Genomic DNA, 26,318 nt, shown 5'->3' with positions numbered 1-26,318 from the left:
ATAGGAGTTGAGCTTCTAGCGTTCGACCTATGAGTGAGAACGCAGAAGCAGTCTCGGTGCTGGGGCTGGGCGAGATGGGGTCGGCGCTGGCCACGGCCCTCCTGGACGCCGGTCATCCGGTCACCGTGTGGAACCGGTCGCAGGACAGAGCTCAACCGCTGATCGGCAAAGGGGCGCGTGCGGCCGCGACGCCCGGGGCGGCTGTCGGCGCGGCCGAGGTGGTGATCGTCAATGTCAAGGGCGGTGCTGTGGCGACTGAGCTGCTGGGTGCGGCGGGGGCGGCGTTGCGGGGACGAACCATTGTCGATCTGACCGACGGCACGTCGGAGCAGTCCAGGGCCACCGGGCAATGGGTGTCCGAGCATGGCGCCGACTACCTGCACGGCCAGATCATGACGATCGCCCCGGCCATCGGATCGCCGGACGCGGTGGTGTTCTACGGTGGCCCACGCGCCGCGTTCGACCGGCACGAAGGCCTGCTCCGGGTACTCGGCGGCCGTGCGACCCATGTCTCCGACGACCCGGGTGTGGCCGTGCTGTACGGGATGGCCGTCCACGACATCATGTGGGGCCTGCTGAACGGCTTCCTCCACGCCGCAGCACTTCTCGGGAATGCCGGTATCCGGGTCGACGACTTCCAGCAGCAGGCCCAGCCGTCCTTGGCGGCGCTGCCGACCCTGTTCCCGATGCTCGCGAACGAGATCGATCGCGCGGAGTTCGCCGTGCCCTTCGGCGCACTCCAACACCATCTGCCCTCCATCGACGACCTGATCGCCGAAAGTCGAGCCCGCGGCATCGACACCGATCTACCCACCCACACCAGAGCTCTGGTCGCCGAAGCACTCGCCGCAGGTCACGGCCATGACAGCTACGCCCGGCTGGTAGAGCGATTCGGCCGCGGATAGCCGCGCTCACGAATGGCACGAAACACGGGACGTAACATTCGGCCGAGCTCGCCCGAAGATCAACCTGACACCGGAGGAGTTTCCATATGAAACAAGCAATTGTGGCCGCCGCACGAGTCGCGGCCGCTGGTTTTTCGGGTATTGCCGCTGTTGCGATCATCGGTTCCGGCTCCGCGCAGGCGGCGCCACAGGATTGCGTTGTCCAGCGGGATCTTTTCGGCGCGTCGGCGACGTGCCCGCCCGGCGGGGGTGACAACTACGTGCTGAAGGTCGAGTGCGTCGGTCTTTACGCCAACGGGCCGTTCCCGCTGTACGGAATCGGTCCCTATTCGGCCCTCAGCTACCCCTTCGCACCGGCGGGCCAGCGCGTCAGCACCGGCTGCACGGGGATGGGTCCCGGTGTCGTCGCCGTGGCCACCAACGCGTACGTGATCTATTACGGCTAGGCCGGTTTCGAAGGCACTCGACGGTTCAGAATTTGCCCGTGTGGTGCTCGATTCGGTGGCCGAGTCGAGCACCCAACTCGGTGATGAATTCGTCGGTCAGTGGGGGCCAGCCCCAGAAATCGAAGGCGAGGGCGCCGAGGGCGAAGCAATCAGCCCAGTGCCATTCGGTGATCGGGCTCGTCACGGTGCAGGAGAGGCAGGTCGCCGACCCTGCACCGGCTTCTTTCCAGGCATCGATCGCGGCGGAGAATGGTTGCCACACAGCCTTATCAGCCTCCCACCGCTGCGGGTAGTCGATGATCACGGTCGTGGCCTCGCACCGCGGGCAATCGACCGCGGACGGTTCGATCGCGCCCTGCCCCGGAAAGTGGGCATCTCGGCCGACGATGACGGCGACCGGACCGGGCATCCAGTCCGCACCCCATTCCTGCGCGATCTGAGCCCAATCAGGCCCTGGCACATACCCTTCGTCGGCCTGAAGGCTGTACATCGTGTCGCCGGACATCTCCCGCGACAACCACCCCCGCGACACCATCCAGTCCACCATGCGCTCGGCCAGCGCGCCCGCGTCCGCGGACGTCACCTCGAGGTCGACGATGCGTTCGAAATAGTCACCCACGAGCCGCATCCTGCCACCGGGGTCCGACAGTCGTGCCGTGACCGACGTCGCGCGATGTTCTTGTGTTTCGGTTCGGGGCGCCGGCCGGCTCGGTAGGGTCGGCGGGAATTGGCGTGAGCTGGAAGGTGGAGTCGGTGGGTATCAAGCAGCGGGCCGTGGTGCAGATGAGTGCGGAGGAGATCGCGCAGTTCCTCGACCGCAGCCGGGTACTCACGCTGGCCACGCTCAACGCCGAGGGGAAGCCGCATCTGACGGCGATGTGGTTCGGGCATATCGACGGCGTCATCTACTTCGAGACCAAGTCGAAGTCGCAGAAGGCGGTCAATCTGCGCCGCGATCCCACCATCACCTGTATGGCCGAAGCCGGCGACACCTACGACCAGTTGCGCGGCGTCTCGATCGAAGGCATCGCCCACCTGATCGAGGACACCGAGGACGAGGAGTACTGGAAGGCGGGCATCGACATCTACGAGCGCTACGTCGGTCCCTACAGCCCCGAGGTCAGGCCGTTCGTGGAGGCCATGATGCACAATCGCGTCGTCGTGCGGGTCGAGCCGACACGCGTCCGGTCCTGGGACCACCGCAAACTCGGGCTGCCCGCCATGCCGCTTTCCGGCAGCACCGCCGAGGCCCCCGCACCCTGATCCGGCCTCACCCGGCGAGTAGTTCGCGTAGTGCCGCGGCACCGTCGAGAACGGCCAGCGAGCGGGCCGTGATGGCGGCGTCCCTGGCGGCCAGCGCCTCTCGCACCTGCGTGGAATGCTGCCGGAATTCGGGAATGACCTTGCGTACCTGCTCGATTCGGTAGCCGGCCCGGCGGAGTTGATGGACGATCCTGGCGTCGCGGACCTGCACGGGCGAGTACCGGCGCGCACCGCCGGTCGCGGCCGATCGATCAGGAACGACCAAACCCTCCGCGTCCCAATGTCGCAGTGTCGAGGTGCGTACGCCCAGCGCGGTGGCGAGCTCGGCGATGCTCATCGCGTCGGAACCGCGCACCTCCGTGATCGATTCCGCGGCAATGGCTTCGGCGGCCTGCCTGGCCAGCTCGAGGTCGACGCGTTCGGTGTACAGGCCCGCGTGCGCCGCGTCGAGCATCGCCAGCGCCCGCGCCTGGTCACCCGCGTGCACGGTCCGGATGATCCGCTTCGCCTCGACCGGTCCGACTCCCGCCGCGAGTGCCCGGTAGGCGAGCACCGACCGCACATGAATCTCCCGGTAGATCCGGTGCCCACCCGGCGAACGGTCCGCGGGTGGCAGCACACCGTCACGTTCGAGATTGCGTACCTGCTGGACCGAATACCCCGCACGCCGGGCGACGTCGACAGTGCGACCGACCGGCGAGTTGAGGTTTTCCACCAAGAACTCCTCGTCGTCGCCGGAAAAGTCCACACAACCACTTGAATGAGACGCTCGAACCATGACGATAGACGACATCATCGACTACGTGACCGGCCTCGGCGGCGTCCTGCACCTGAACCCCGCCCCGGACGGCGAATGGCCGGAGATCAGCTGGGGCGACTCGTTCTTCTACTACGCCCCCGACGGCGTCGTCCCGACCACGACCCAGCCCTTCGCCACCATCGTGACGAAGGACTACCCGGACGACCGGAGTTCGCGGCTCGACCGGCCCGGCACCTTCCGGCTCAATATCGCCGCAGGCCGGGAGACCTTCATCGAGTGGACGGGCCACGCGCCCGGCCGCGGCCCCGACGAGGCGGACGCGAGCGTCACCGACACCGTGATCGCTCACCCCGTCTACGGTTCGGCTGGCTGGCTGGCCGTCGTCGATCCCGGCGAGCGGACGGGCGCGGTGGTCCGAGACCTCCTGCGGACCGCCCACGAACGTGCCCGAGCCCGTTTCGAACGGCCGACACGATGAGGACTGAGCCGAGCTCAGCCTTCTAGCGCTCGACCCTGTTCTGACGGTGGTGCCGGTCTGACATGACGATGCGGTCGCGCCTGCCGGGCACGACCGCATCGCCGAGGGCTCAGGGGGTGACGATCGCGAAGTTCGGGTCGGGGTTGTCCAGCAGGCCGAACAGGCGCTGGAGGACGGCGGGGTCGCCGGTGTGGTCGATGCCGTCGAGGCCTTTGCCCGCGAGGATGCCGAGCAGCTGTGGCTTGGTGAGGTTCAGGGTGAGGTCGATGTCGGCCTTCGAGCGCGGGTCGATCGTGCGGATCAGGACGCCGTTGGACAGGGTGAGGCGCATGACCGTGTCCAGGTCGGAGAAATGCCATTCGATCCGGAACGAATCCTGTGCCGCGCGTGGGCCGTTCACCCGGATCGCGATGGTGTCGAACAGCTGGTCCACCGACAGTGCGGCGGCCATGCCGCCACCCAGGTTCAGCTGGGTCGCGCGGACGCCTTCGCGCAGTTCCTCGTCACCGGTGAGGTAGAAGCAGCGCCAGGTGGCGTTCTCCGCGCCGAAGCCGAGCTTCTTATAGGTCTGCGCGAGAGCGGCTTTCGCGGCCACATTGTGCGGCTCGGCGAATACCGCGTGCTTGAGCAGCTCGGCGGCGAAACGCAGATCGCCCGCGTCGGCATAGGCGCGGCCCTTCTCGATCACCGCGTCGATCCCGCCGATGGTCTCGACATAGCGGACGGCCTTCTGCTGCGCGGGCCACTCCCACAGCGAGCTCGGATTGCCGTCGAACCAGCCGAGATACCGCTGGTAGACGGCCTTCACATTGTGGCTGACCGACCCGTAGTACCCCCGCGCGCTCCACGCGTCGGCCAGACCGGACGGCAGTTCGATCACCTCGGCGATCTCCGGGCCGTTGAGCCCTTCGTTCATCATCCGCAGCGTCTGATCGTGCAGGTACATGTAGAGATCGCGCTGCAACGACAGGAACGCGACGATATTGTCGGCGCCCCAGGTCGGCCAGTGGTGCGAGGCGAACGCGACATCGGCGTCGATGGCGAACATCTCGATCGCCTCATCGATGTAGTGCGACCAGATGCGCGGATCACGGACCTGCGCGCCGCGCAGGGTCAGCAGGTTGTGCAGGTTGTGGGTCGCGTTCTCGGCCAGACAGAGCGCTCGGTGCCGCGGGAAGTAGAAGTTCATCTCCGACGGCGCCTCGGTGCCCGGCGTCATCTGGAACACGATCGGGACGCCGTCGACCGTCTCCTGCTGGCCGGTGTGGGTGATGTCGATAGTGGGCGGGACCAGGCCGAACGTGCCGTGGGAGGCCTGGATACCCAGACCGGTGCTGCACTGCCCTTCCGGCCCCGGTGTCATCCCGATGCCGTACATGTAGGTGCCGCGCCGGGCCATCGCCACGCCCGCGTAGACATTCTCCGAGACGGCTTCGGCCATGAAACCCTCCGGCGCCAGGATCGGGATGTCGCCGCGCCCGTCGGGCAGTACCCCGTCGACGCCGCCGAAATGGTCGCCGTGGGAATGGGTGTAGATGACCGCGGTGACGGGCCGGTCGCCGCGTTCGTCGCGATAGAGCTTCAGTCCCGCCGCGGCGCATTCGGCGGAGATGAGCGGGTCGATCACGATGATGCCCGTGTCGCCCTCGACGATCGTCATGTTGGAGATGTCGAAACCGCGGATCTGATAGATGCCATCGACGACCTTGTACAGGCCGTTCTTCACACACAGCTGGGCCTGGCGGAACAGGCTCGGATTGATCGTGTCCGGGCACGGACCGTCGAGGAACGAATAGCCGCTGGTGTCGAAGACTACGTCGCCCTTGGCGTCGGTGATCCGCATCGGCGTCAACGTCGTGATGAACCCACGATCGGCGTTCTCGAAATCGGTGCGATCCTCGTAATCCAGCGCCATCGGGAAATCAGCTCCTCAGCTCGGTCTACTCGTCCACCCGATGCTCGGCGAGTCACCATGCCCCCGCATCATCCACCGCGGATGATTTCCATCTGATGCGCGAGCGGCTCCCGGCTCCTACGATCGGGCTCGACGGTGCGAACACGGGGGAAGCGGGACAACCATGCGGTCGATGAAGGCGCTCATGCTGGTGACCGATCTCGGGTTCATCGTGTACTGGCTGATCACCGCGCTGCATCTGATCCCCGCCGAACACCTGTTCCGTGACTACACCAATCCGATTCTGGTGCACTGGAACTGGTCGTTCCTTCCGCTGGACCTTGCGATCTCCGCCACCGGCCTGACCAGCCTCTGGCTGCACCGCGGCGATTCACCACAGTGGCGTCCGCTGGCGATCATCTCGCTGACTCTGACGAGCGTCTCGGGCCTGCAGGCGATCTCGTTCTGGGTGTTCGCGCGCGACTTCGATCCGGCCTGGTGGATCCCCAACCTGTTCCTGCTGATCTATCCGCTGTTCTATCTGCCGCGACTGATCGTGGCGCAGGCACGGATTCGCTAGTCGGCGTTACCTCACCGGTGGGTGTTCGGGGAGGTCGGCCGCCGCGGCGGCGACGGTCGGGTAGATGCCGATCGGGGTGTCGCCCGCTTCGGCTGAGCCGAGGACTTGGCCGAACTGGGCGACCGAGCGGGCTATGCGGAAGTCGATACGTCGGTGCGCCAGCGCATTACGCAGGTCGAGGAGCATGGTGGCGGCGGTGACGTCGAGGGCGGGTGAGGTTTCGGCGTCGAGGACGACCAGGCGGGTCGACTCGGTACACAGGTCGTTGATGCGGGTCTTCACGTTGTCGGCGTTGGCGAAGAACAGGGCGGATTCGACGCGGACCACGAGCAGGTCGGGGCGCGGGGTGAGGTCGGGGTGGCGGGCCGTATCCACCCACAGGGAGCCCTCTTTCGCCAGCGCGGCGACGTGCGGCTGGGATGCCCGGTAGACCAGGAGCAGCACCGAGACGCCGACGCCGATGAGCAGGCCGGGCAGCGTGTCGAACAGCAGCACACCGAACACGGCGGCCATGGCGGCGAGGAAGTCGGCGCGGGCCGCGCGGCCGTAGATGCTGGCGAGCAGCTGGGTCCAGACCCGGTAGAGGCGGCGCAGGGCGGCGATGTCGACGAGTTCGATCACCGCGGCGATCACCACCGCGGCCAGCGTCGCCTCGGGCAGCTTCTCGAACAGGCCGGTGAGGAAAAGCAGGGTGAGGACCGTGAGCGCGGCGACAACGAGCCCGCTGAGCTGGGTCTTCGCGCCCGCGCCACCATTGACGGCGGTCTTGGAGAGACTGCCGTTCACCACCATGCCCGAACCGAGACCCGACCCCAGATTGGCGGCGCCGAGGCCGAACAGCTCTCGATTGGCGTCGATGGCGTACCCCGCTTTGGCCGCATAGGTTTTCGCCGCGCCGAGCCCTTCCGCGAATCCGATCAGCAGCACGCCGATCGCCGGGCCGAGCAGGTCGAGATAGTCGTCGAAGCCGACGCCGTCCGGCAGGCCGAGCGCGGGCAGACCCGCATCGATGTGGCCGACGATATCGACGCCCTTGTCGTCGAGCCCGAACAGCTGCACCGCGACGATGCCGAGCAGCACGGCCAGCAGCGAGCCGGGAACCAGCGGCAGCCAGCGCTTCACGCCGAGCACGACCGCGAGACTGAGCAGGCCGATCAGCAGGGTGCGCCACTGGGTGTCACCGAGATCGCGGAGGACACCCCAAGCCTGTTCGAAGAAGTTTCCGTCGTGCTTGTCGACGCCGAACAGCTTGGGCACCTGGCCGATGATGATGGTCAGGGCGAGACCGACGATGAAGCCCTTCAGCACCGGCTCGGAGATGAACGCGGCGATGAAACCGAGCCGGAGCAGCGCGGCCAGCAGGCCGACGATGCCGGTCGCGATGGCCAGCGCCGCCGACAGCGCGATGTAGTGGTCGCCGTCGGCGCCTGCCAGCGGGGTGATGATCGCGGCCGACAGCGCCGCGGTCGCCGACATCGGGCCGACGACGAGGTGCCGCGAACTTCCGGCCATGGCATACAGGACCAGCGCGGGGACGGCCGCGTAGAGGCCGACGACCGGTGGCACGCCCGCGATCGAGGCGTAGGCCAGCGCCTCCGGCACCAGCACCGCCCACACGGTGAGCCCGGCGACGATGTCGGGCCGCAGCCAGGCGCGCTGGTAGCCGTGCAGTGAGGCCCTCACCGTCAGAGTCCGCCGATGCCCTTGCCGACCACGACCGCGCCCATCACCAGCAGCACGATCGCCATCACCGCGTGGTTGTTGGCCTGCAGCCACTGCCGGGCGCTGTCGAGGGTTGGACCCAATTTGCCGGCGGCCAGCGCGTATCCGATGATCACCGCGAGCACCGTCACCGAGGCGAGCACGGTGAACACCACGATCGCCACGAGGTCACCGCCCGCGCTCAGCCCGGCGGAACCGATGACCACACCGGCGGACAGGCACAGCAGCAGGTTCTTCGGATTCACCCCGGACAGCAACGCGCCGAGACCCGCGGCCTTGACCACGGTGAGGCTGTCGATCGCCTGCATCCAGGCAGGCACCGAGGTGTCGGAGCGGGCGTGCCACTGTTCGGCCGCGAGCACGAGAAGCAGCACACCCAACACGATCTTGAGCCACGACGCCACCGCCGACGGCTCCTTCTCCCCCGAACCGCCCAGTGATCCGGCGAGCAATGTCACCACCGCGGTTACGACCAGAATTCCGCCGACCCAGCCAACCGCGAATCCCTTCGCCGCGCCACCCGCGTTCTTGGACAGAATCATGAGAATGGCGGCGACGATGGGGATCGGCGAGATCGCCACACCCACCGCCAGCGGAAGCAGATCACCGATGACTGGGCCCATGCGGTCACGCTAGGCCGACGGGGTGGGACCGCGCGTCACACGTTGTGGGTGAGATCTGCTCACCGTGCGGCGGTGATCAATTCGAACAGGGCGGTGATGCTCTGGTCGCCGCGGCCCTCGTCGACGGCGCGGCGCAGCAGGTCGTGCATGGTGGAGTGCCAGGACAGGTCGACCCCCGATTCGGCGGCCAGCTGCACGTCGTCGACGACGGCGGTGTGGAACAGCTCGACGCTCGAGCCGAGCCGGGTGTAGTCCTTGGTGTCGATCTCCGCGGCCAGGATCGGCAGCAGCGACTCGATCATCTGCAGCCACTTCACCGAATACGGGACCATGGTCCGCGCGGGCAGGCCACGGGCGGCCAGGATCGCCGCGCCGTCGAAGAAGCCGAGCAGCGCGGGCAGCAGGGTGGCGCCGACGGCGGATTCGTAGAGGGCGGCCAGATCCGGTTCGGCACCGAGGAATTCGAGGTCACCGCCGAGGACGCGCAGGGTGCCGGCATGCTGGTCGAACACCTCGCGGTCGCCGCCGAAGTACAGCAGGGTGTCCGGATTGCCGACGGCCGACGGCACGTTCTTGATCGCCCCGCCGAGGTAGCGGGCGCCCGCGCAGTGCGCCCAGTGCGCGAATTCCCTCGCCTGGAGCGGTATTCCGCTGTTGAGCGTGATGACGTCGCGGCCAGCGACGACATCGGCGGCAGGAGCCAGACTCTCGCGGGTGGCGGCGAAGGTGGTCAGGCAGGCGATGATCAGCGAACTCGCTTCGACGGCGTCGGCGATGTCGCGGTGGGTTGTCGCGCCCGCGGCGGCCAGTGCCGTGGTTCGCTCGAAGCTGCGGTTCCACACATGCGTCGGGTATCCGGCGGCGAGGAAGGCTTGGGCGAGGGCGCTGCCCATCGAGCCGGTGCCGAGCACGGTCACCGAGGGTCGTTGCACTGAGGTCATCTGCGGCTCCGATCACTGCGCGGCGATCGGGTGACCATCGCGGTGATCCGAGTGTCGGCGCGGCGCGCGCGGGCCGACAAGTACGCACTTTTTCCGTCCGTTGCTCACCTTCAGGTAATCCACCTGGTCACGGCGGCGCTCACCGGCGGGCTGTGCCGGGCGTCACCCGCCGGGCTGTCGGCACCGCCGAGTCGCGCGGCCGGTATTTGTGATGGTCTCCAACGTCGGGTCGGGCTGACCTGCGGCGCGAGCGCGCGTCGTAGAGTTTCGCTTATGCCGGATGCCGAGATGACCGAGTTGGTGCAGCGCAGCGTCGAGGAGGCGTTGCTCGGCGGGCCGCGGCGCTACACGCGGACGCAGGTCGCCGAGCAGTCCGGGGTGCCCGAGGCGGAATCGCGGCGGTTGTGGACGGCGCTGGGGTTCCCGGCGAACGAAAACGACGAGGTCGACTACACCCAGCTCGACATCACCGCGGTCACCAATTTCCGCAGCATGAAAGTCGTTGCCGCCTCCGATATCCGGCAGCAGGCCGCCGCGGCGCGCACCATCGGTCAGGGCATGGCCCGGCTGGCCGAATGGCAGGCCGACCTGGTGCTGGCCGAGATCAAGGCGCGGGCAGCCGCGGCCGATCCGGCGATCCCGCTCGACGAACGCGTCAGGACAGCCACCGAATCCACGATGGCGAGCATCGAACAGTTGCAGTCGTATGTGTGGCGCAGGCATCTCGCGGCCGCGGCGGCCAGGGCGATCGACGCCGAGGCCGGCGAGGACTCGATGCGGACGCTGGCCGTCGGATTCGCCGACATGGTCGGCTTCACCCGGCTCACCCGGCACCTGCATCCCGACGAATTGTCCACGCTGCTGGAGGCTTTCGAGTCGACCACCACCTCGGCGATCACCGACAACGGCGGCTGGGTGATCAAGAACGTCGGCGACGAGGTGATGTTCGCCGCCGAGACCGCGGCGGACGCGGCGCGAATCTCGCTGTCCATCCAGGAGTCGACGATGCTGGTCGGCGGCACCCCGGAACTGCGGGTGGCCTTCGCCTACGGCGAGGTCCTGCAACGCTTCGGCGACCTGTACGGCTCGGTCGTCAATATCGCCGCGCGGCTCACCGGCGTGGCCAGGCCGGGCAACATCCTCATCGACGACGCCGCCGCCGAGGCGCTCGACGGTCATCCCGAATTCGCCATCCGGCACCTGCGCAGTGTGCGGGTGCGCGGCTTCAACCGGCTGCGCCCGCACCGGCTGCGCCCGGCCTCCTAGCGGGCGGTCGGCACACCGTTATCTAGGGTGTCGACGTGGAGATGGACTGGCAGAGCGTGCGCGAGCAGTACACCGTGTTCGCCGACGACGCCGTGCTCGCGCTGAACAAGCCGGCCGGGATCTCGGTGACCGGTGAGCGGCACGACACCGACCTGGTCGAGCTGGCGCGGGCGGCGGGCACCCAGCTGTATCCGGTGCACCGGATCGACAAGGTCACCTCGGGGCTGGTCCTGCTGGCCGTCGACCTGGCCGCGCACGGGCAGCTGACCAGGCAGTTCACCAAGCAGACCGCCCGCAAGGCCTATCTGGCGATCGTGTCGGGCACCGACCTGCCCGAGCGCGGCGAGATCGATCTGCCGCTCAGTGTCGGCCGCAAGAACCGGGTGCGGATCGCGGCGCCGCGCGAGGCGATCCGGCACGAGGGCCAGCGCTGGTTCGTCGACGACGCCGACCTGCTGCCCGCGAAGAACTATCCCTCGCTGACCCGGTTCGCCACCGTCGCCGAGCATGGCGACCACACCCTGCTCGCCGTCACGCCGGTCACCGGCCGCCGCCACCAGATCCGCGTCCAGCTGGCCTGGATCGGTCACCCGATCCTGGGTGACCCCCTCTTCGACCGCACCGCCACCTTCCCTCGCACCCACCTGCACTCCTGGCAGTTGGGCCTCGACGCCGATTGGCTGACTCCGCCGGTCCTGGACCTGCGGGCCACACCCGGCGCCGATTTCTGGACACCGCTGGCCGCCGACCCGGACACAGCGGCCCAGCTGCTGCACACCGCGGCCGAGCGGCTGACCGTCACGAGGTGACGCGCCGGTCCTCCTGCGCGACGGTCGCGATGACTTGCCGGCGACGGCTCGGCATCAGCAGGGTCGGGTGGCCCACGCTCCAGCCGGCGCCCGCGCAGATGAATTCCTTGATGCGCGCTCCGATCCGGCCAGTCAGCACGCTGGAGGTCGGCTGATCGTCGAAGGTCACCTTCTGGACGATGCCGTCGCGGCGGCCGAGGCTGATGCACTGCAAGGCATAGCCGATCTGCTCGTCGGGGACCGGTCGCCCGGTCAGGCGTGCGGCGATGGCGTCGCCGGCTCGCCAGGCCATCGGGCTGCCGGTCGCGCACGCCATCCGCAGTGGCACGCCGCCGGGACCGTCGGCGAGCGCGGCGTCGCCAACGGCGTAGACGTCCGGGTGTGAGACCGAGCGCATGGTGGCGTCGACGACGATCCGCCCGGTGTCCGACACCGTCAGCGTGGTGGCCGCGGCGATGGGGTGCACCGCGAAGCCCGCGGTCCATACGGTCAGCGCGGACGGAATCTCCGTGGCGCCGGCGACCACGGCGGTCGCGGTGACGCGGGTGATGTCGGCGTGGTCGTGCACGGTGATGCCGAGCCGGTCGATCACCTTCTTCAGGTGCTGCTGTGCCTTCTCGCTCAGCCATGCGCCGACACCGCCGCGCGCGGCGATCGACACGGCGAGATCCGGGCGGGCCTCGGCGATCTCCGTGGCGGCTTCGATGCCGGTCAGGCCACCGCCGACGACAACGACCGGCGCGCCCGCGGGCAGTTCGCCCAGCCGGGCACGCAGCCGCAGCGCGGTCTGCTTCCCCGCGAGGCTGTGGGCGTGCTCGGCGACGCCGGGGACGCCGTGATCGGTGCCGGTGCTGCCCAGCGCGTAGACGAGGGTGTCGTATGCGATGGTCGCGCCGTCGGCGAGGGCGACCTGCTTGCGCTCGGCGTCGACCGCGGTGACCCGGTCGATCACGACCTGCACGCCGGTGCCCGCGTACACCTCACGCAGGGGGTGCTCGCGCAGCTGCTGGCCGGTCGCGAGCTGATGCATGCGCACCCGCTCGACGAAGTCGGGATCGGCGTTGACGACGGTGATCGCGACGTCGTCGCGATGCAGCCGCTTCGCCAGACGTCCGGCGGCGATGGCTCCGGCGTACCCGGCTCCGAGGACGACAATGCGGTGCTTCATGGCTCGCTCCTATCGGGATGGACTCCCCTCCTGAACCGGACAGGCGCGCGAACCCTGACATCACCCGGCTGTGATCTGGGTCACCATGCGAAACCGAGCGGGGTGTGCGGCCCTTCGGCCGTCCACTGCCGGGTGATGCGAGCCAGCTTCTCCGGGTTGACCTGGATCTGGACACCGGCGATGCCCTCGGGCGTCACGTCGAGGCCGACGACGGCGATGACCTGGTCGCCGACCAGCGCCAGCGCGCCGGGCACACCGTTGACCACGCACGCGTAGAACACCGGAGCGCCGCCGACGTAGGCCCGCTTGGCCGGGGTCGGGCGGAACACGTGGCTGAGGTAGCGGGCGATGCCGAACGCGCCGAGGACCGGGGTCTTGCGGGCCGGGATCCGGCCACCACCGTCGGCCACGCTGACCGCGTCGTCGACGAGCAGCCGGACCAGCGGATCGGTGTCACCGCTGAGCACCGCCGCGAGGAACTCCTCGACGATTCGCTGCGCCGTTGCCGCGTCGACCATGACGCGGGACCGCCCGCCGACGTGCTGTTTCGCCCGCCGGTAGATCTGCTGGCAGTTCGACTCACCGATGTCGAGGATCTCGGCGATCTCGCGATGCTGATAACCGAACGCCTCGCGCAGCACGTACACCACACGCTCGTTGGGCGAGAGCCGTTCCATCAGCATGAGCATCGCGAGCGACACGGATTCGCGCTGCTCGACGGTGTCGGCCGGGCCGAGCATGCGGTCACCGGCCAGGACCGGCTCCGGAAGCCACTGTCCCACATAGGTTTCCCGCCGCGCCCTGGCCGAGGTGAGCTGGTTGAGGCAGATGTTGGTGAGCACCTTCGTCAGCCACGCCACCGGCGTCTCGATCCGTTCCCGGTCGGCCGCGTGCCAGCGCAGGTAGGTGTCCTGCACCGCGTCCTCGGCGTCACCGGCCGAGCCGAGCAGCCGGTAGGCGATCGCCTCCAAGCGGCCACGGGAGGCCTCGAACACATCGGCCTGGTCGGTACTGAGCGTCATCTCCCTATGGTCGGCCATTCGGGCGGGGCGCCGCCACCCGGCCAGACGCGGGGTACCCGCCGTCCCCGTCGGCGTCCGCCACCGCAGCCCGGCGGCACCCGGCATGGCGACCACCACTCGACACCCCGGTGGCAGCCGGGGCGCCGAACGGCTCGGGGATCAGCCGGGATGACGGGACGGCCGCCACTCCGGCGAACGGCCGAGGACGCGCAGAATGCGGTCGAGGGTCGCCGATTCGTCCGGCACATCGAGCCCAGGGGCGAAGGCCGCGCCAGGGCGCTGACGTGACTTGCCGGTGGGGACCGCCCGGGCGACGCGCAGGGCGGTCGGGGCCAGGTCCGGGTCGAGGTCGACCGTGCGGCCGACGGATCGGGCGACATCCCACGCGTGCACGACGCTGTCGATGAGGTGAAAGCCGAGGGCGGTCGTGGCCGGAAAGTGGCCGGGCGGAATCTCCGGCAGCGCCAGGGTGCGGGCGAGCGCGCCGGGTGCGGCGAAGGCGGCGACGACCTCGTCGGCCGAGCGCAGGAGGTCACCGACCGGGTCGGCGGCGCGCCGGACTTCCCACACCGCCGGGTCGTCCTCGCCGCGCGCCGCGGCCGCGAAGCCCCGGTTCTGCGTGCCCATGTGTTCGAGCAGGGCGCGCAGATCCCATCCCGCGCAGGGTGTTTCGACAGTCAGCGGGGCGGTGACCGCCGCCTCGACCGCGTCGACGCTCAGCCGGACGGCGCGCTGGTGCCGGGCGAGGAGCGCCTGATCTTCCAAAATAGTATGCATAGGTAGATCGTATGCATCTGCTTATGATCTGCCAAGGCGATCTCCCCGGTAGATTTCGACCATGCCGAAAGCGACCCGCCCCGACCTGGCGGCCATGCTCGTGCCGCTCGGCCGCGCACTGACGGAGGCGGAACGGCCCGTCCTCGACCGGCACGGACTCACCATGTGGGCCTATGTGGTGCTGCTCGGCCTCGGCGAACAGCCCGTCTACACCCAGGCCGCGCTCGCCAAGGCGGTCCGCGCGGACAAGACCCGGATCATCCCGGTACTCGACGACCTGCAGCGCCGCGGCCTGATCCGGCGCGAACCCGATCCGGCCGACCGGCGGGTCAATCTGGTCCAGCTCACGCCCGACGGCGCGCGCCTGCGCGACCGCGCCCAGCACGACATCCAGGAGCAGGAACAGCGGTTGCTGGCCGACCTCACCGACGCGGACCGGCGCACCTTCCTGCGAGTACTACAAGAACTCGCCGAGCGCAGCGGAACGGCAGATCTCCAGGCGTGAGCGATGACACAGACCACCGATTAGGTTTCGGTCCGTGGCACGCCTCATGAAGACGGATAAGCCCAGGTCATCTAGCCTTGAGAGGTGCCGATGACTCATACCGGCGCACTCTGACGCAACGGAGCGATCCCAGAGAAGAAAGCGACTGCCGATGATCCTGGCGGCTCAGCTCAGCGATACCCACTTCGACCTCACTCCGCGCAACACCGAACGCGTGGAACGAGTGATGGCCTATCTGGCCGACCTTCCCCGCAGGCCCGACGTCATCCTCGTGACCGGTGACATCACCGATTCCGGCAAGCCGGAACAGTACGCCGAAGCCCGCCTCGCCCTGCGGGCCGATATCCCCGTCTACCTGCTGCCGGGCAACCACGACGACCGCGTCGCCTTCCGCACCGACCTTCTCGGCGAACCCGCCTCGACCGCTCCGATCAACAGCGTCCACCGCGTCGGCCCACTCACCGTGATCATGCTCGACTCCAGCATCCCCGGCGAATCCAGCGGCCTGCTGGCCGAGGAGACCTACGACTGGCTGCGCGCCACCCTGGCCGGCGCACCGCCCGAAGGCCCGATTCTGCTGGCCCTGCATCACCCGCCGAAGCCCGTCGCCAGCCCGATCGTCGACGTCATCGCCCTGGCCGAGCCGAGCCGCCTCGCCGCCGTCGTCGCGGGTGACCCACGCATTCTCGGCATCCTGACCGGCCACGCCCACTCCCCCATCGCGACGATCTTCGCGGGAAAACCCATGATCTGCTGCCCAAGCACCGCTTCCGTCCTCGGCGGCGCCTGGGAGGTGACCCTGCCCCACCGGGTCATGGACTATGCCCCCGATCCCGCGATCGCCCTGCACGTCATCGACGAAACCCCTACCCTGACAACTCATTTCCGCACCGTCGCGATGGGCGGCTGGCTGACAGTGCCCCCGGCCTGACGCCTGGCTCACCGGGAGCGTCTCGCGCTCCCGGCGGGTTGTCACCCCCGATGTTTCCGCAGGTTCCTCACACAATCGCCACAGAACGTCACAGCTCGGCCACATACACCCCTGGCAGACTGAACGAGTGAGAGACAAGCCCGCGGACCTGCCCCGCGGACCCCTGCGCCCCATCGAGCTGGCAACCGGCGCCGTCATGGCCGGCCTGACCGTCGGCCTCATCACCGTCGGCTCCCTGGTTCCGATGGCCGCGGCCCTGCAACTGGTCGCGGCGGTGCCGCTGGGTCTGCTGGCCCACCGTTATCGGCTGCGCGCACTGGTCACCGCCACCATCGCCGCCGGACTGGTCACCTTCGTCGCGGCGGGCCTCATGCCCGCGCTCGGCGTCTTCGGCGCCGCCACCGTCGCGGGCATCATCGGCATCGTGAAGCGCCGCGGCGGCGGCCTGCCCGCCGTACTGGCGCTGGCGGTCGTCGCGGCCGTGGCCTGGGGACTGTTCTCGGTGGGCATGCTGCTGGTCTTCGCACGCACCAGGCAATTGTTCTTCGACGCGATCAGCAGTACGGCCGAGGGCATCCAGAACCTGGCCGCCAGGCAGCCGGCACTGGAACCGCTTGGCCGGGCCGCCGCCGAGGCCACCGCCGCGGTGCTGCGCTGGTGGTGGATCTATCTCGGCGCCTCGGTCGCCCTCGGCGTGCTGGTGAGCACGATCGTGTCCTGGTATGTGCTCGGTTCGGTGCTGGACCGCCTTGCCTGGCTGCCCGGCAGCGACCGCCTCGACGCACCCGACGACGACCGCCCGGTCGGCCCGCTCCCGGTCACCCTGCACGGCGCGGGCTATCGCTACGCCGGCGCCACCGCCGACGCGCTCTCCGCTATCGATCTGACGATCCATCCGGCCGAGTTCGTCGCCGTGGTCGGCCACAACGGCTCGGGAAAGTCGACCTTGACGCGGGTACTCGCGGGCAGGCCGCCGACATCGGGCGCGGTCAGCAGGCCCGGTTCGGCCGGACTCGGCGAACTGGGCGGCACCGCACTGGTGCTGCAACGGCCGGAGAGTCAGACGCTCGGCGTCTCGGTGGCCGACGATGTCGTGTGGGGGCTGGCTGCGGAGCTGGCGGCCGAGGTCGATGTCGACGCACTGCTGGCCGAGGTCGGCCTCGACGGCATGGGCAGGCGCGAGACCGCCACCCTGTCGGGCGGCCAGCAGCAGCGCCTCGCCGTCGCCGCCGCGCTGGCCCGTCGCCCCGCCCTGCTCATCGCCGACGAGGCGACCTCCATGATCGATCCCGACGGCCGCCGCGACCTCGTCGCCCTGCTGGCCGAACTGCCGCGCAGGCACGGCACCGCGGTCGTCCTGGTGACCCATCACGAAGCCGACGCCGAGGCCGCCGACCGGGTGATCCACCTGGCGAACGGCCGCATGGTCGACCACCTCGCCAGCTGGCCGCGGCCCGCGGGTGACCAGCGCCGCAGCCCGATGGGCGCGCCCATCCTCGAGCTGGCCGACGTGCGCCACACCTACAACCGCGGCACGCCGTGGGAGGCGCCCGCCCTGCACGGCGTCGATCTGTCGGTGCGCCAGGGCGAGGCCCTGTTGATCGTCGGCGGCAACGGCTCGGGCAAGTCGACGCTGGCCTGGATCATCGCCGGTCTCATCGCGCCGAGCTCGGGACGCTGCGAGCTGCGCGGCGATCCGGTCGACAAGCAGATCGGCCGGGTGGCCCTGGCCTTCCAGCACTCCCGGCTGCAGTTGCAGAAGCAGACCGTCGGCGCCGAGATCGCCGATTGGGGCGGGCGGGCGACCGGCTCCGGCGCGGTCGGCCGGGCGCTGGACGCGGTCGGGCTGGATCGCCGCCTCGCCGCCCGTTCGGTGGAGGAGCTCAGCGGCGGGCAGGCCAAGCGGGTGGTGCTCGCGGCGATGGTGGCGAGTCATCCCCAGGTGGTCGTGCTCGACGAGCCGCTGGCCGGGCTGGATCCGCAGGGCCGTGCCGAGATCGTGGAACTGCTCGCCAGGCTGCGGGATTCGGGACAGACCTTGATCGTCATCTCCCACGATGTCGCCGATATGGCCGCGGTGTGCGACCGCACGGTGCACCTGGACGCCGGCGTCATCGTCGAGACAGCGAACGCGCGGCGGCCGGTCGGCGCGCACCCGGCGCCGATGCTGCCGGGGCGCGCGGAAACCGTCTGGCGCCTTGACAATCCGCCGCACAACGAACCGGGAAGCGGGGTCGTGCGATGAGTACCGTTTTGCTGCGTGAGGTCCCCGTCGACAGTGTCGTGCACCGGCTGTGGGCGGGCACCAAGATGATCGCCGCCTTCCTGATCAGCCTGCTGCTGATGTTCCGGCCGATGTGGCCGGTGCTCGGGGTGATGGTGGCGTTCCTGGTGGTGATCGCGGTCCTGGCCCGGCTGCCGCTGGGCGCGCTGCCCCGGTTGCCGTGGTGGTTCTGGGGATTGGTGCTGCTCGGCGGGCTGATCAACGCGCCGACCGGGATGAAGGCGGTCCTCGTGTATACGCAGGTGGTGGTGTTCGGCCTGGTGCTGGTGGCCGCCTCACTCCTGATCGCGTACACGACGCCGATGGGCGAGGTGGCGCCCGCGCTGGCGAAACTCGGTGCGCCGCTGCGCAAGCTGCGCCTGCCGGTGGACGAGTGGGCGGTGGTCGTCGCGCTGACACTGCGCGGGCTGCCGCTGCTGCTCGATGAGATCCGGGTGCTGCGCGCGGCCCGCAAACTGCGGCCCAAGGACAACCTGCTGCACCGCGCCGCCGACAACAACCCGCTCATCGACATCCTCACCGCGTGCATGGCCGTATCGACCAGGCGCGCCGGCGAACTCGGCGAGGCGATCACCGCGCGCGGCGGCACCGGCATGCTCACCGCGCATCCCAGCTCGCCGACCAGCCGCGACGCGATCGCGCTCGGTGTCGTTGTCGCGGTGTGCGCGGGCGCGATCGCGCTGAACGCCGTGCTCTGAACTCCGGCGCGCGGCCTCCCTCGCGCCGGGCGGTGAGCGGGCGATACTGGCTGGCGTGACCGACAGCGAACGCGCGGTACCCGCCTGGCAACGGCCTTCCGAGGGCGAATCCCGGTTGTCCGCCACCGCCGCGATCCTGGGGATCGTGGTGGTGCAGGTGCTGCTGCCCAGCGAGTTGCTGCCCTCGCCCGCGTGGCTGCTGCCGATCCTGGAACTGGGTGTGCTGTTGGTGCTGATCATCGCAAACCCGAGCCGGATGGATCGCGAGGAACCGTGGATCCGTGGTCTGAGCCTGTTGCTGGCCGGGTTGATCAGCCTCGCCACGGCGGTGTCGGCGCTGCTGCTGTTGCAGGCCATTTTCGCCGGCGGCGACCAGGGTGCCGGGACGCTGCTCGGTAGCGGGGCGCTGATCTGGGCGACCAATGTCATCGCCTTCTCGCTCTGGTACTGGGAGTTCGATCGTGGTGGTCCGGCCGCGCGCGCCACCGGCCGGGAACCTGTACCGGACTTCATCTTTCCGCAGATGCAGGACCCCGAGCTCGGCGGCAAGGACTGGCGCCCGGAATATCTCGACTACCTCTACCTGGCCTTTACCAACGCGGCCTCGTTCGCGCCCGCCGACGTCCTGCCGCTGTCGCGCTGGTGCAAGATGATGATGACGGCGCAATCCATCACTTCCTTGGTCATCGGCGGCATGATCATCGCGCGCGCGATCAACATCATCCGGTAGTCGCCGCCCACGGTTCGCCATAGCGAAAACGGATGGAGAATCTTAGGTTTAATATCGAAATTCGCTGTTCCGCAACCGCTGAGCAGGCTATCGTTCAGATCGGAATCGAGCTGGACAACCGCTTTACACGCCGTCGCTAGCTTCTCGGGGGGAGCCGCGATCTCGGCGCCTTTCGTTTGGGCACGTCACTTGATGAACCAGATGGGAACCGTTCACATGATCATCCGCAAGATCGCCGCCGCGGCCATTCCGGTCCTCGCGGTAGCGCTGGTGGGCACGGGCGTCGCAAGCGCCGATCCGGTTACACCGGACGTCGAGTACCGCACCGAACTCATCGGCAACACAGTCGTCACCACCCTCACCCACGGCACCTTCGCCATCAACGGCGGCACCGTCGACATTCGCGACGAGGCGGGTGCGACCCTGGTCTCACTGCCGCTCTCGGTGCGTGACGGCAGCCTGGAATACCCGCTGCCGCACACGGTTCGCGAAGACAACCGGGTGCTCGAACTGACCGCGGTCAAGGACGTCGCCGCGGCCAGGCCCAACCTGACGCCCGTCGCCTCGCCCGCGGAAAACTATGCGGCACAGGCCAACTTCGCGTCGACCTTCGGTCTTGCCACCGCCATCGGCAGTTTCGTCGGCATGGCGATCGGCGCGGTCATCGGCCTCGTCGTCGGTGCGGCGGCAGGCGGCGTCGGCGCCCTCCCCGGCCTGATCACCGGCGCCTCCGTCGGCGGCATCATCGGCACCATCGTCGTGGGTGGACCCACCCTCGTCGTGGCGGGCATGGACCTGATCAACACACTGATGGCGCCGCCCGGCACCACCCAGTGGGCGCAGAAATAGTCTGCGCGACAATCTGATTGCCGCCTCGCATCGACGCCTACACTGGCGTCGGTGCGACAAGGCAACGGACTCGACATTCCCGACGACCTCGGCGATCTGTGTGCGCCCGACCGGATGGCGCTGATCGTCTACGACATGCAGGTCGGCGTGCTCGGCCAGCTACCCGACGGCCAGGAGGTCGTCGAACGGGTAGTGCGCGTGGTCGAAGCGGCCCGCGGCGCGGGCTATCCGGTGATCTTCCTGCGGCACTTCTTCCCGCCGCGCCGCCTCTCCGGCGTGTACGCGATGCGCCTGCTGATGGGCTGGCAGCACGCGGAATCCATCGACGACGTGCAGTTCATCCTCCAGCGTGATACCCCAGCCTTCGAGCTGGTGCCGGAACTGGTGCCGCGCGAAGACGAGCTGGTGCTGGACAAGATGACGATGTCGGCCTTCGAGGGCACCCCGCTGGCCGCGCTGCTGCGCGATCTGAAGATCGGCGCCTACGCCATCGCGGGTGTTGCCCTGGAGATCGGAATCGTCCCCACCGTGGCCCATTCCACCGACCTGGGTTTCGTGCCCGTGGTGATCAGCGACGCCTGCGGCGGGCGCGACAAGGAGGCGATGGCGCGGGCGTACGACGAGTTCGCGTTCCAGGGCAACGCGCTGGTCACCGATGTCGCGACGATCACCGGCCTGATGGCCGGGAACTGACTGCGCGGCAAACTCTCAGCGCCGATCCGGCGGGCCGGTGGCAACCGGCCCGCCGGGACGAACTCACGCCTGATCGCGGATGGCGTTCTTGGCTGCTTCCTGCGCGGAGTCGACCTGGCCGGAGAACTTGCCGCCGGTCTTCGCGTCGACCACGTCACCGGCCTTCTCGATCACGCCGTCGACCTTGTCCGCGTGCTGGGCGGCCAGGTCCATCGCCTTACCCGCCAGGTTCTTGAAATCCACCGTGCACTCCTCGCTGATTTCGAACTCCAGTCTCGAGCGCACCAGCGCTCCACAACGCGATCACCCTAGCAACACCGCAGCTTTCGCGTCGACGGCATCAACCGCGCGACCGCGTCACACCGTCCCACACGGGATGCCACAGCCGTCCGGTGTCGGTCCAGGCCTGGAAGCGCACGGTGCCGGTGAGTTTCGGGGTGACCCACTCCGCGTCGCGGCACTCGTCGGCGGTCATCTCGTTGACGAACGGCGAACTCGCGCGGTGCAGCCGGCGAAGCTCGGCGGCGATGCGCCGCGCCTGCTCGGTGTCGAACCCGGTGCCGACGCGGCCGACGTAGACGAGCCCGTTCTCGTGCGGTATCCCGAGCAGCAGCGACTTGAACTCCCGTTTGTCGCTGCGCCGCCACCCGCCGACCACGACCTCCCGCGACCGCCAGTTGCGCTGCTTGAGCCAGGTCTGGCCGCGCTTGCCCGGCTGATACACCGAGTCGACCCGCTTGGCCACGACCCCCTCCTGCCCCTGCTCGCTACTGGCCCGCATGGCCTCGGCGCCCGAACCGTCCAGCAATTCCGAGACATTCATCGACGGCGCCAGCCTGCCGAGCGCCTCGAGTACCGACCGCCGGTCGCTGTACTTCTTGCGCAGCAGGGAGGTGCCGTCGAGATAGAGCACGTCGAAAGCGACGAACACGGCCCGCGCCGAATCCGCTTGCAGCGCCGAGATATCCGAGAGGCCGTTCGCGTCGAGCACCACCGCCTCGCCATCGAGCACCACTCGGTGCCCGGCCAGTTCGGTGCCGAGCGCGGCCAGGCGCGGGTAACGGGTGGTCACGATGTTGCCCGCCCGGCTGCGGACGGTGACGGTGCCGTCGTCGATCTCGACGATCACCCGGAAGCCGTCCCACTTGGTTTCGAAGGCCCACTCCCCCGCGGCCAGTGACTCCACGGCACCGGCGGTGGCGAGCATCGGCGCGAGGCCGCGTGGAAAATCACGGGACCCGCTGTCCGCCACGGGTTCTCGCCGGACCTGATCGCGCATGTAGTGCATCAGCCACTGGTCGCCATTGGTCTGGATGAACGCGTAGCGGCCGTGCAGGCGCTCGCCGTCGAGTTCCACGATCACCTCGTCGTCGCGCCATTTCTCGGTGACGTAGGTGCCCGAGTCCCAGATCGTCATCTCGCCCGCGCCGTACTCGCCCTTCGGGATGGTGCCGTGGAAGTGCAGGTATTCGAGCGGATGATCCTCGGTGCGCACGGCGAGCCGATTGTGTCTCGGCTCGGTGGGCGGGCCCTTGGGCACCGCCCACGAGGCGAGGACGCCGTCGCGCTCGAGTCGCACGTCCCAGTGCAATCGGCGGGCGTGGTGTTCCTGGACGACGAAGCGGTCACCGGAGCCGGGTTCGGGTGCGGTGGCAGGCACCGGTTCGGGGGTGCGCTCGGGATCGCGCATGCTGCGGTACTTGGTGAGTGCGTCGGGACCGCTCGGCAGCGGCGGGTCGAGTTCGGCCAGCAGATCGCCGTCGGCCTGCCAGCGGGCCAGGACCTCGTCGAAACGCAACTGGCACAACGCTTTCGCGTCTTCGATCTCGGCCCAGCGGCGCGGCGCCGCGGCATTGGGCTCGGTGCGACCGCGCAGCGAGTACGGGGCGATGGTGGTCTTGGCCGCGTTGTTCTGGCTCCAGTCCAGGAAGACCTTGCCCGCGCGGGCCGACTTGGCCATCGTCGCCGTCACCAGATCCGGGTGCAGCTGTTCGAGATTGGCGGCCACCTGCTTGGCGACGGTGGACGCGCCGCGCGAGCTCACCGTCCGGTCCAGCGGCACGTAGACGTGAATTCCCTTGCTGCCGCTGGTCACCGGGAAAGCCTCCATGCCGATGTCGGCGACCATGTCGCGCACGGCCAGCGCGACCCGCGCGCATTCGGCCAGCCCCGCGCCGGGCCCTGGGTCGAGATCGAAGACGATCCTGGTCGCCGGGCCGCGCTGTTCGCCGTCGAATCGCCATTGCGGCACATGGACTTCCAGCGCCGCCTGCTGGCCGAGCCAGGCCATGCCCGCCTCGGAATCGATCAGCGGATAGACCACCTTGCGGCTGGAATGCTCGATCGCGCGGCGCTGGATCCACGCCGGCGCGTGCTCGGGCAGGTTCTTCTCGAAGAAGTCGGGGTGATCGACCCCGTTGGGCCACCGTTTCCTGGTGACCGGCCGCCCCGCGACGTGGGGCAGTATGGCCTCGGCGATCGCCGAATAGTAGGCGATCACTTCGCCTTTGGTCGTCCCGGTCGCCGGGTACAGCACCTTGTCGAGGTTGCTGAGCTCAACCTCGATGCCGGGCTCACCCGGCGGACCCCGGAACTCCCGGCGGACCATCGACGCGGTACGGCGGCGGGGACCGAAGCGACCCGGCCCCCGCGCACCGAATCAGGCCTGCGGCCCCGGATCGGTCGGCGCGGCGCCGCCGGCAGTGGTGCCGGGGCCGGGCTTCGGCGGGGTGGCGCCCGGGGTGGCGCCGGGGGCAGTATTCGGCGGGGTGGTGGTGCCGGACGCAGGGCCCTGACCGGTGCCGGACTGCGGCGGAACGACCTTCTTAGCCGCGTCCTTGCCCTTCTCGATCTTGTCGCTGTACTTGCCGCCGGTCTTCTCATCGATGAACGTGCCGGCCTTGTCGACCGCTTCGTTGATCTTGTCGGCGTTCTGCTCGACCGCCTCCTTGCCCTTCCCGAGCAAGCCCTTCAAGGTATCCACGAGACTCATCTGCCGATGTTCCTTTCCCGTTTTGGCGCGATTGCCCGTCGCTACGCGAAGCCGAAAGGGTTCACTCCACATCTTCCCACCACGAAACCCGTGGTGGGAGGTCATTCGGAACCACCCGCTCGCCCGGCTTGGGCACTACAGTGCGGGTACCCGCTTCGGCCGCGGCGGACACCAGCCGGTGCACCGGCTCCGACCATCCGTGGAAGGCGAGATTGAAAGTGGCCCAGTGGATCGGCACCAGCAGGCCGTAGCCCGCGTCGCCGAGGCACAGGTCGGCGTGCGCGCGCACCGCCTCCTCCGGGTTCATGTGCACGTCGGTCCAGCGCTCGTCGTAGGCGCCGATCGGCAGCAGCGTCAGATCGAAGGGGCCGAGGACGGCGCCCGCCTGCGAGAACGCCTTCGTGTATCCGGTGTCGCCGCCGAAATAGACCCGCTTGGTCGGCCCGGCCAGTGCCCAGGACGCCCACAGGGTGGTGTTGCGGACCAGGCCGCGGCCGGAGAAATGCCTGGCCTCGGCGCAGGTGATGGTGAGCCCGCGGTCGGCGGCGTTGTGGCCGAGCGAGACCGAGCCGCCCCAGTCGAGCTCGATGATCCGGTCCTCGGGCACACCCCAGTGCCGCAGGTGCGCGCCGATGCCGGTCGGCACGACGAACGGCGCGAGCTGTGCGCGGACCAGTTCGTCGATGGTGGCCTTGTCGAGGTGGTCGTAGTGATCGTGGGAGATGATCACCGCGTCGACGGCGGGCAGCGACGACAGTTCGCCGGGCACCGGATGCAGCCGGGCCGGACCGACCAGCGGGGACGGCGAGACGCGCTCGCTCCACACCGGGTCGGCCAGCACGCGGTAGCCGTCGAGTTCGACGAGCGCGCTCGCGTGCCCGTACCAGGTCACCGCCAGCGGCGCGGCCTCCTCCGGCACCGCGGGGGTGACCAGGGGGACCGGGCGCGACGGCCTGCCGACCCGGCCCTTGGTGAGTCCGGACCACAGCAGCGAGGGCGCGGCGCCGGGAGCGAGCATGCTGCTCGGCTCGGTGTTGTGGAACCGGCCGTCCCGGAACGACGACTTGCCGAGCGCGATCGGCTCGATGGCCGCCGGTCCGGCGCCGATGGCCGTTGACAGCCCCCACACCGCACGCGCCACCCAGGCGAGCCCGAGCGTGCTCGCCACCGACCCCGCAACACGCGCGAGCCGCATCAGCGGCCCACGAACTTCGCTGGGCGCTTCTCCTGCCGGGCCATACGACCCTCCTTCGCGTCGTCGCTGGTCCACGCCGCTTCCAGCGCGGCCCGCTGCTGGGCGCTCGCCGGTTCGCGAGTGCCGTCGTCGTTGAGCATGAGCTTCATCGCCCGCAGCGAGAGCGGGGCGAGCGCGGCGATCGACTTCGCCCAGTCCTGCGCGTCGGCGAGGGTGCCGAGCTTGTTGGCGAAGCCGAAGGCGTAGGCATCGGTGGCCGTGACCGGGTCGGCCGCGAGCAGGATGGTGCGGGCCGGGCCGCCGCCGATCAGCGAGACCAGCCGCGAGACCGTCCAGCGGTCGACCGAGATGCCGAGTTTGGCGGCCGGGACCGCGATGTAGGCGTCGGGCTCGAGCACCCGCAGATCCGAGGCGATCGCCAGCTGCACGCCCGCGCCGAGCGCACCGCCGTTGATCGCCGAGATCACCGGGACCGGCAGTGCTTCGATCGTGTGCAGCATGTCGAGCAGGCCGGACAGGAACGTCTCGGAGTACACACCGGACAGGTCGGCGCCCGCGCTGAAGATCGGGCCACGGCCGGTGAGCACGATGACCCGCGCGCCCTGGTCCACCGCGTCGAGCATCGCGGCACGCAACAGGCCGACCAATTCCTCACTCAGCGCGTTGCGCCGTTCCTCGCGCTGTAATTCGATGGTGATCACGTCACCATCGCGGGTCACGCCGAGCATGCATTCTCCCCAGAAGTACCGGATACCTTGCGTGCCATAACTCTGCCACAGGCGACCGT

General features: G+C 69.1%; 28 protein-coding genes. 14 read left to right on the top strand and 14 right to left on the bottom strand.

The annotated features are described in order from the left end of the window. Positions 1–29: 29 nt before the first annotated feature. Both ACWF9G_RS00235 and ACWF9G_RS00230 read left to right on the top strand, forming a co-directional pair. Positions 30–905, top strand: coding sequence for an NAD(P)-dependent oxidoreductase (locus ACWF9G_RS00235; RefSeq protein WP_452512508.1), 876 nt, complete (start codon positions 30–32; stop codon positions 903–905). A gap of 86 nt (positions 906–991) precedes the next feature. Further along, the gene (locus ACWF9G_RS00230) at positions 992–1,351 is read left to right on the top strand and encodes a hypothetical protein (RefSeq protein WP_379309698.1); all 360 of its coding nucleotides are present in this window, start codon (positions 992–994) and stop codon (positions 1,349–1,351) included. A gap of 25 nt (positions 1,352–1,376) precedes the next feature. Here ACWF9G_RS00230 and ACWF9G_RS00225 read toward each other — a convergent pair whose 3' ends face one another. Then, positions 1,377–1,979, bottom strand: a complete 603-nt coding sequence (locus tag ACWF9G_RS00225) for a hypothetical protein (protein ID WP_452512506.1) — start codon at positions 1,977–1,979, stop codon at positions 1,377–1,379. Positions 1,980–2,104: 125 nt separating this feature from the next. Here ACWF9G_RS00225 and ACWF9G_RS00220 point away from each other — a divergent pair, with 125 nt between their 5' ends. Next, on the top strand, positions 2,105–2,614 hold the full coding sequence (locus ACWF9G_RS00220) for a pyridoxamine 5'-phosphate oxidase family protein (RefSeq protein ID WP_378849646.1): 510 nt from the start codon (positions 2,105–2,107) through the stop codon (positions 2,612–2,614). Between the two features lie 7 nt (positions 2,615–2,621). Here ACWF9G_RS00220 and ACWF9G_RS00215 read toward each other — a convergent pair whose 3' ends face one another. Next, entirely contained in the window at positions 2,622–3,329 is a 708-nt protein-coding gene (locus ACWF9G_RS00215) for a MerR family transcriptional regulator (RefSeq protein WP_452512928.1), read from the bottom strand. A 61-nt stretch (positions 3,330–3,390) separates the two neighbouring features. Here ACWF9G_RS00215 and ACWF9G_RS00210 point away from each other — a divergent pair, with 61 nt between their 5' ends. Further along, positions 3,391–3,852: a DUF6194 family protein gene (locus ACWF9G_RS00210; protein WP_452512504.1), complete on the top strand. Its 462-nt coding sequence runs from the start codon at positions 3,391–3,393 to the stop codon at positions 3,850–3,852. Between the two features lie 109 nt (positions 3,853–3,961). Here ACWF9G_RS00210 and ACWF9G_RS00205 read toward each other — a convergent pair whose 3' ends face one another. After that, positions 3,962–5,767 carry an alkyl/aryl-sulfatase gene (locus tag ACWF9G_RS00205; RefSeq protein ID WP_452512503.1) on the bottom strand — a complete coding sequence of 602 codons (1,806 nt, stop codon included), beginning with the start codon at positions 5,765–5,767 and terminating at the stop codon, positions 3,962–3,964. 172 nt (positions 5,768–5,939) lie between these two features. Between ACWF9G_RS00205 and ACWF9G_RS00200 the strand changes: the two genes are divergently transcribed. Then, a complete protein-coding gene (locus tag ACWF9G_RS00200; RefSeq protein WP_452512501.1) occupies positions 5,940–6,326 on the top strand; it encodes a DUF5360 family protein in 387 nt (128 codons plus the stop codon). Between the two features lie 6 nt (positions 6,327–6,332). Here ACWF9G_RS00200 and ACWF9G_RS00195 read toward each other — a convergent pair whose 3' ends face one another. From ACWF9G_RS00195 to ACWF9G_RS00185, 3 genes are read right to left on the bottom strand one after another with little or no spacing between them, the layout of a single operon-like run. After that, positions 6,333–8,009 carry a SulP family inorganic anion transporter gene (locus tag ACWF9G_RS00195; protein ID WP_452512499.1) on the bottom strand — a complete coding sequence of 559 codons (1,677 nt, stop codon included), beginning with the start codon at positions 8,007–8,009 and terminating at the stop codon, positions 6,333–6,335. Between the two features lie 2 nt (positions 8,010–8,011). After that, on the bottom strand, positions 8,012–8,671 hold the full coding sequence (locus tag ACWF9G_RS00190) for a GAP family protein (RefSeq protein WP_452512497.1): 660 nt from the start codon (positions 8,669–8,671) through the stop codon (positions 8,012–8,014). Between the two features lie 59 nt (positions 8,672–8,730). Further along, positions 8,731–9,612 carry an NAD(P)-dependent oxidoreductase gene (locus tag ACWF9G_RS00185; RefSeq protein ID WP_379309706.1) on the bottom strand — a complete coding sequence of 294 codons (882 nt, stop codon included), beginning with the start codon at positions 9,610–9,612 and terminating at the stop codon, positions 8,731–8,733. 273 nt (positions 9,613–9,885) lie between these two features. Here ACWF9G_RS00185 and ACWF9G_RS00180 point away from each other — a divergent pair, with 273 nt between their 5' ends. Then, the gene (locus tag ACWF9G_RS00180) at positions 9,886–10,878 is read left to right on the top strand and encodes an adenylate/guanylate cyclase domain-containing protein (protein ID WP_379309707.1); all 993 of its coding nucleotides are present in this window, start codon (positions 9,886–9,888) and stop codon (positions 10,876–10,878) included. A gap of 41 nt (positions 10,879–10,919) precedes the next feature. Next, positions 10,920–11,687 (top strand): RluA family pseudouridine synthase, encoded by a 768-nt coding sequence (locus tag ACWF9G_RS00175; protein WP_452512926.1) that lies wholly within the window; start codon positions 10,920–10,922, stop codon positions 11,685–11,687. Here the strand turns inward: ACWF9G_RS00175 and ACWF9G_RS00170 are convergent. The 3 genes from ACWF9G_RS00170 to ACWF9G_RS00160 form a co-directional block, all read right to left on the bottom strand. Next, the gene (locus ACWF9G_RS00170) at positions 11,677–12,855 is read right to left on the bottom strand and encodes an NAD(P)/FAD-dependent oxidoreductase (RefSeq protein ID WP_452512495.1); all 1,179 of its coding nucleotides are present in this window, start codon (positions 12,853–12,855) and stop codon (positions 11,677–11,679) included. The genes ACWF9G_RS00175 and ACWF9G_RS00170 overlap by 11 nt on opposite strands. An 80-nt stretch (positions 12,856–12,935) precedes the next feature. Then, entirely contained in the window at positions 12,936–13,877 is a 942-nt protein-coding gene (gene sigJ, locus ACWF9G_RS00165) for an RNA polymerase sigma factor SigJ (protein ID WP_452512493.1), read from the bottom strand. A gap of 159 nt (positions 13,878–14,036) precedes the next feature. Further along, positions 14,037–14,654: a TIGR03086 family metal-binding protein gene (locus ACWF9G_RS00160; RefSeq protein ID WP_452512492.1), complete on the bottom strand. Its 618-nt coding sequence runs from the start codon at positions 14,652–14,654 to the stop codon at positions 14,037–14,039. A gap of 61 nt (positions 14,655–14,715) precedes the next feature. On the opposite strand from ACWF9G_RS00160, the gene ACWF9G_RS00155 reads away from it, so the two are divergent. From ACWF9G_RS00155 to ACWF9G_RS00125, 7 genes are all read left to right on the top strand, one after another. Next, on the top strand, positions 14,716–15,159 hold the full coding sequence (locus ACWF9G_RS00155; protein ID WP_379309712.1) for a MarR family winged helix-turn-helix transcriptional regulator: 444 nt from the start codon (positions 14,716–14,718) through the stop codon (positions 15,157–15,159). A gap of 151 nt (positions 15,160–15,310) precedes the next feature. Beyond that, entirely contained in the window at positions 15,311–16,090 is a 780-nt protein-coding gene (locus ACWF9G_RS00150) for a metallophosphoesterase (protein WP_452512491.1), read from the top strand. A 196-nt stretch (positions 16,091–16,286) separates the two neighbouring features. Beyond that, on the top strand, positions 16,287–18,335 hold the full coding sequence (locus ACWF9G_RS00145; RefSeq protein WP_379309720.1) for an ABC transporter ATP-binding protein: 2,049 nt from the start codon (positions 16,287–16,289) through the stop codon (positions 18,333–18,335). After that, positions 18,332–19,072, top strand: a complete 741-nt coding sequence (locus tag ACWF9G_RS00140; protein WP_379309714.1) for an energy-coupling factor transporter transmembrane component T family protein — start codon at positions 18,332–18,334, stop codon at positions 19,070–19,072. Before ACWF9G_RS00145 ends, ACWF9G_RS00140 begins: the two co-directional genes overlap by 4 nt. Before the next feature lie 115 nt (positions 19,073–19,187). Next, a complete protein-coding gene (locus ACWF9G_RS00135) occupies positions 19,188–19,802 on the top strand; it encodes a hypothetical protein (protein ID WP_452512490.1) in 615 nt (204 codons plus the stop codon). 201 nt (positions 19,803–20,003) lie between these two features. Next, positions 20,004–20,651: an ammonium transporter gene (locus tag ACWF9G_RS00130; RefSeq protein WP_452512489.1), complete on the top strand. Its 648-nt coding sequence runs from the start codon at positions 20,004–20,006 to the stop codon at positions 20,649–20,651. A gap of 51 nt (positions 20,652–20,702) precedes the next feature. Then, positions 20,703–21,344 (top strand): cysteine hydrolase family protein, encoded by a 642-nt coding sequence (locus ACWF9G_RS00125; protein ID WP_379309717.1) that lies wholly within the window; start codon positions 20,703–20,705, stop codon positions 21,342–21,344. Between the two features lie 63 nt (positions 21,345–21,407). Here ACWF9G_RS00125 and ACWF9G_RS00120 read toward each other — a convergent pair whose 3' ends face one another. The 5 genes from ACWF9G_RS00120 to ACWF9G_RS00100 all read right to left on the bottom strand — a co-directional run bounded on the left by ACWF9G_RS00120 (position 21,408) and on the right by ACWF9G_RS00100 (position 26,259). After that, positions 21,408–21,587: an antitoxin gene (locus ACWF9G_RS00120; protein ID WP_379309783.1), complete on the bottom strand. Its 180-nt coding sequence runs from the start codon at positions 21,585–21,587 to the stop codon at positions 21,408–21,410. Positions 21,588–21,684: 97 nt separating this feature from the next. Next, a complete protein-coding gene (locus ACWF9G_RS00115) occupies positions 21,685–23,952 on the bottom strand; it encodes an ATP-dependent DNA ligase (RefSeq protein ID WP_452512486.1) in 2,268 nt (755 codons plus the stop codon). A 51-nt stretch (positions 23,953–24,003) separates the two neighbouring features. Further along, the gene (locus ACWF9G_RS00110; RefSeq protein ID WP_379309781.1) at positions 24,004–24,336 is read right to left on the bottom strand and encodes an antitoxin; all 333 of its coding nucleotides are present in this window, start codon (positions 24,334–24,336) and stop codon (positions 24,004–24,006) included. A gap of 61 nt (positions 24,337–24,397) precedes the next feature. Next, positions 24,398–25,531, bottom strand: a complete 1,134-nt coding sequence (locus tag ACWF9G_RS00105; protein ID WP_379309779.1) for an MBL fold metallo-hydrolase — start codon at positions 25,529–25,531, stop codon at positions 24,398–24,400. Next, entirely contained in the window at positions 25,531–26,259 is a 729-nt protein-coding gene (locus ACWF9G_RS00100) for an enoyl-CoA hydratase (protein ID WP_452512484.1), read from the bottom strand. Before ACWF9G_RS00100 ends, ACWF9G_RS00105 begins: the two co-directional genes overlap by 1 nt. Positions 26,260–26,318 lie beyond the last annotated feature (59 nt).

The sequence above is a fragment of the Nocardia sp. NPDC055029 genome (assembly GCF_053608525.1).
Note: the sequence above shows the minus strand (reverse complement) of the source record. Positions and strands in the feature narration are given on the sequence as shown.

Excerpts from the sequence above, each read along its gene's own strand:
- ACWF9G_RS00190 (WP_452512497.1), bottom strand. The coding sequence starts at position 8,671 with ATGGGCCCAGTCATCGGTGATCTGCTTCCGCTGGCGGTGGGTGTGGCG.
- ACWF9G_RS00105 (WP_379309779.1), bottom strand. The coding sequence starts at position 25,531 with ATGCGGCTCGCGCGTGTTGCGGGGTCGGTGGCGAGCACGCTCGGGCTC.
- ACWF9G_RS00180 (WP_379309707.1), top strand. The coding sequence starts at position 9,886 with ATGCCGGATGCCGAGATGACCGAGTTGGTGCAGCGCAGCGTCGAGGAG.
- ACWF9G_RS00235 (WP_452512508.1), top strand. The coding sequence starts at position 30 with ATGAGTGAGAACGCAGAAGCAGTCTCGGTGCTGGGGCTGGGCGAGATG.
- ACWF9G_RS00200 (WP_452512501.1), top strand. The coding sequence starts at position 5,940 with ATGAAGGCGCTCATGCTGGTGACCGATCTCGGGTTCATCGTGTACTGG.
- ACWF9G_RS00145 (WP_379309720.1), top strand. The coding sequence starts at position 16,287 with ATGGCCGGCCTGACCGTCGGCCTCATCACCGTCGGCTCCCTGGTTCCG.
- ACWF9G_RS00160 (WP_452512492.1), bottom strand. The coding sequence starts at position 14,654 with ATGCATACTATTTTGGAAGATCAGGCGCTCCTCGCCCGGCACCAGCGC.
- ACWF9G_RS00185 (WP_379309706.1), bottom strand. The coding sequence starts at position 9,612 with ATGACCTCAGTGCAACGACCCTCGGTGACCGTGCTCGGCACCGGCTCG.
- ACWF9G_RS00175 (WP_452512926.1), top strand. The coding sequence starts at position 10,920 with ATGGACTGGCAGAGCGTGCGCGAGCAGTACACCGTGTTCGCCGACGAC.
- ACWF9G_RS00225 (WP_452512506.1), bottom strand. The coding sequence starts at position 1,979 with ATGCGGCTCGTGGGTGACTATTTCGAACGCATCGTCGACCTCGAGGTG.
- ACWF9G_RS00155 (WP_379309712.1), top strand. The coding sequence starts at position 14,716 with ATGCCGAAAGCGACCCGCCCCGACCTGGCGGCCATGCTCGTGCCGCTC.
- ACWF9G_RS00140 (WP_379309714.1), top strand. The coding sequence starts at position 18,332 with ATGAGTACCGTTTTGCTGCGTGAGGTCCCCGTCGACAGTGTCGTGCAC.
- ACWF9G_RS00170 (WP_452512495.1), bottom strand. The coding sequence starts at position 12,855 with ATGAAGCACCGCATTGTCGTCCTCGGAGCCGGGTACGCCGGAGCCATC.
- ACWF9G_RS00110 (WP_379309781.1), bottom strand. The coding sequence starts at position 24,336 with ATGAGTCTCGTGGATACCTTGAAGGGCTTGCTCGGGAAGGGCAAGGAG.
- ACWF9G_RS00205 (WP_452512503.1), bottom strand. The coding sequence starts at position 5,767 with ATGGCGCTGGATTACGAGGATCGCACCGATTTCGAGAACGCCGATCGT.
- ACWF9G_RS00100 (WP_452512484.1), bottom strand. The coding sequence starts at position 26,259 with ATGCTCGGCGTGACCCGCGATGGTGACGTGATCACCATCGAATTACAG.
- ACWF9G_RS00115 (WP_452512486.1), bottom strand. The coding sequence starts at position 23,952 with ATGGTCCGCCGGGAGTTCCGGGGTCCGCCGGGTGAGCCCGGCATCGAG.
- ACWF9G_RS00210 (WP_452512504.1), top strand. The coding sequence starts at position 3,391 with ATGACGATAGACGACATCATCGACTACGTGACCGGCCTCGGCGGCGTC.
- ACWF9G_RS00230 (WP_379309698.1), top strand. The coding sequence starts at position 992 with ATGAAACAAGCAATTGTGGCCGCCGCACGAGTCGCGGCCGCTGGTTTT.
- ACWF9G_RS00150 (WP_452512491.1), top strand. The coding sequence starts at position 15,311 with ATGATCCTGGCGGCTCAGCTCAGCGATACCCACTTCGACCTCACTCCG.
- ACWF9G_RS00130 (WP_452512489.1), top strand. The coding sequence starts at position 20,004 with ATGGGAACCGTTCACATGATCATCCGCAAGATCGCCGCCGCGGCCATT.
- sigJ (WP_452512493.1), bottom strand. The coding sequence starts at position 13,877 with ATGACGCTCAGTACCGACCAGGCCGATGTGTTCGAGGCCTCCCGTGGC.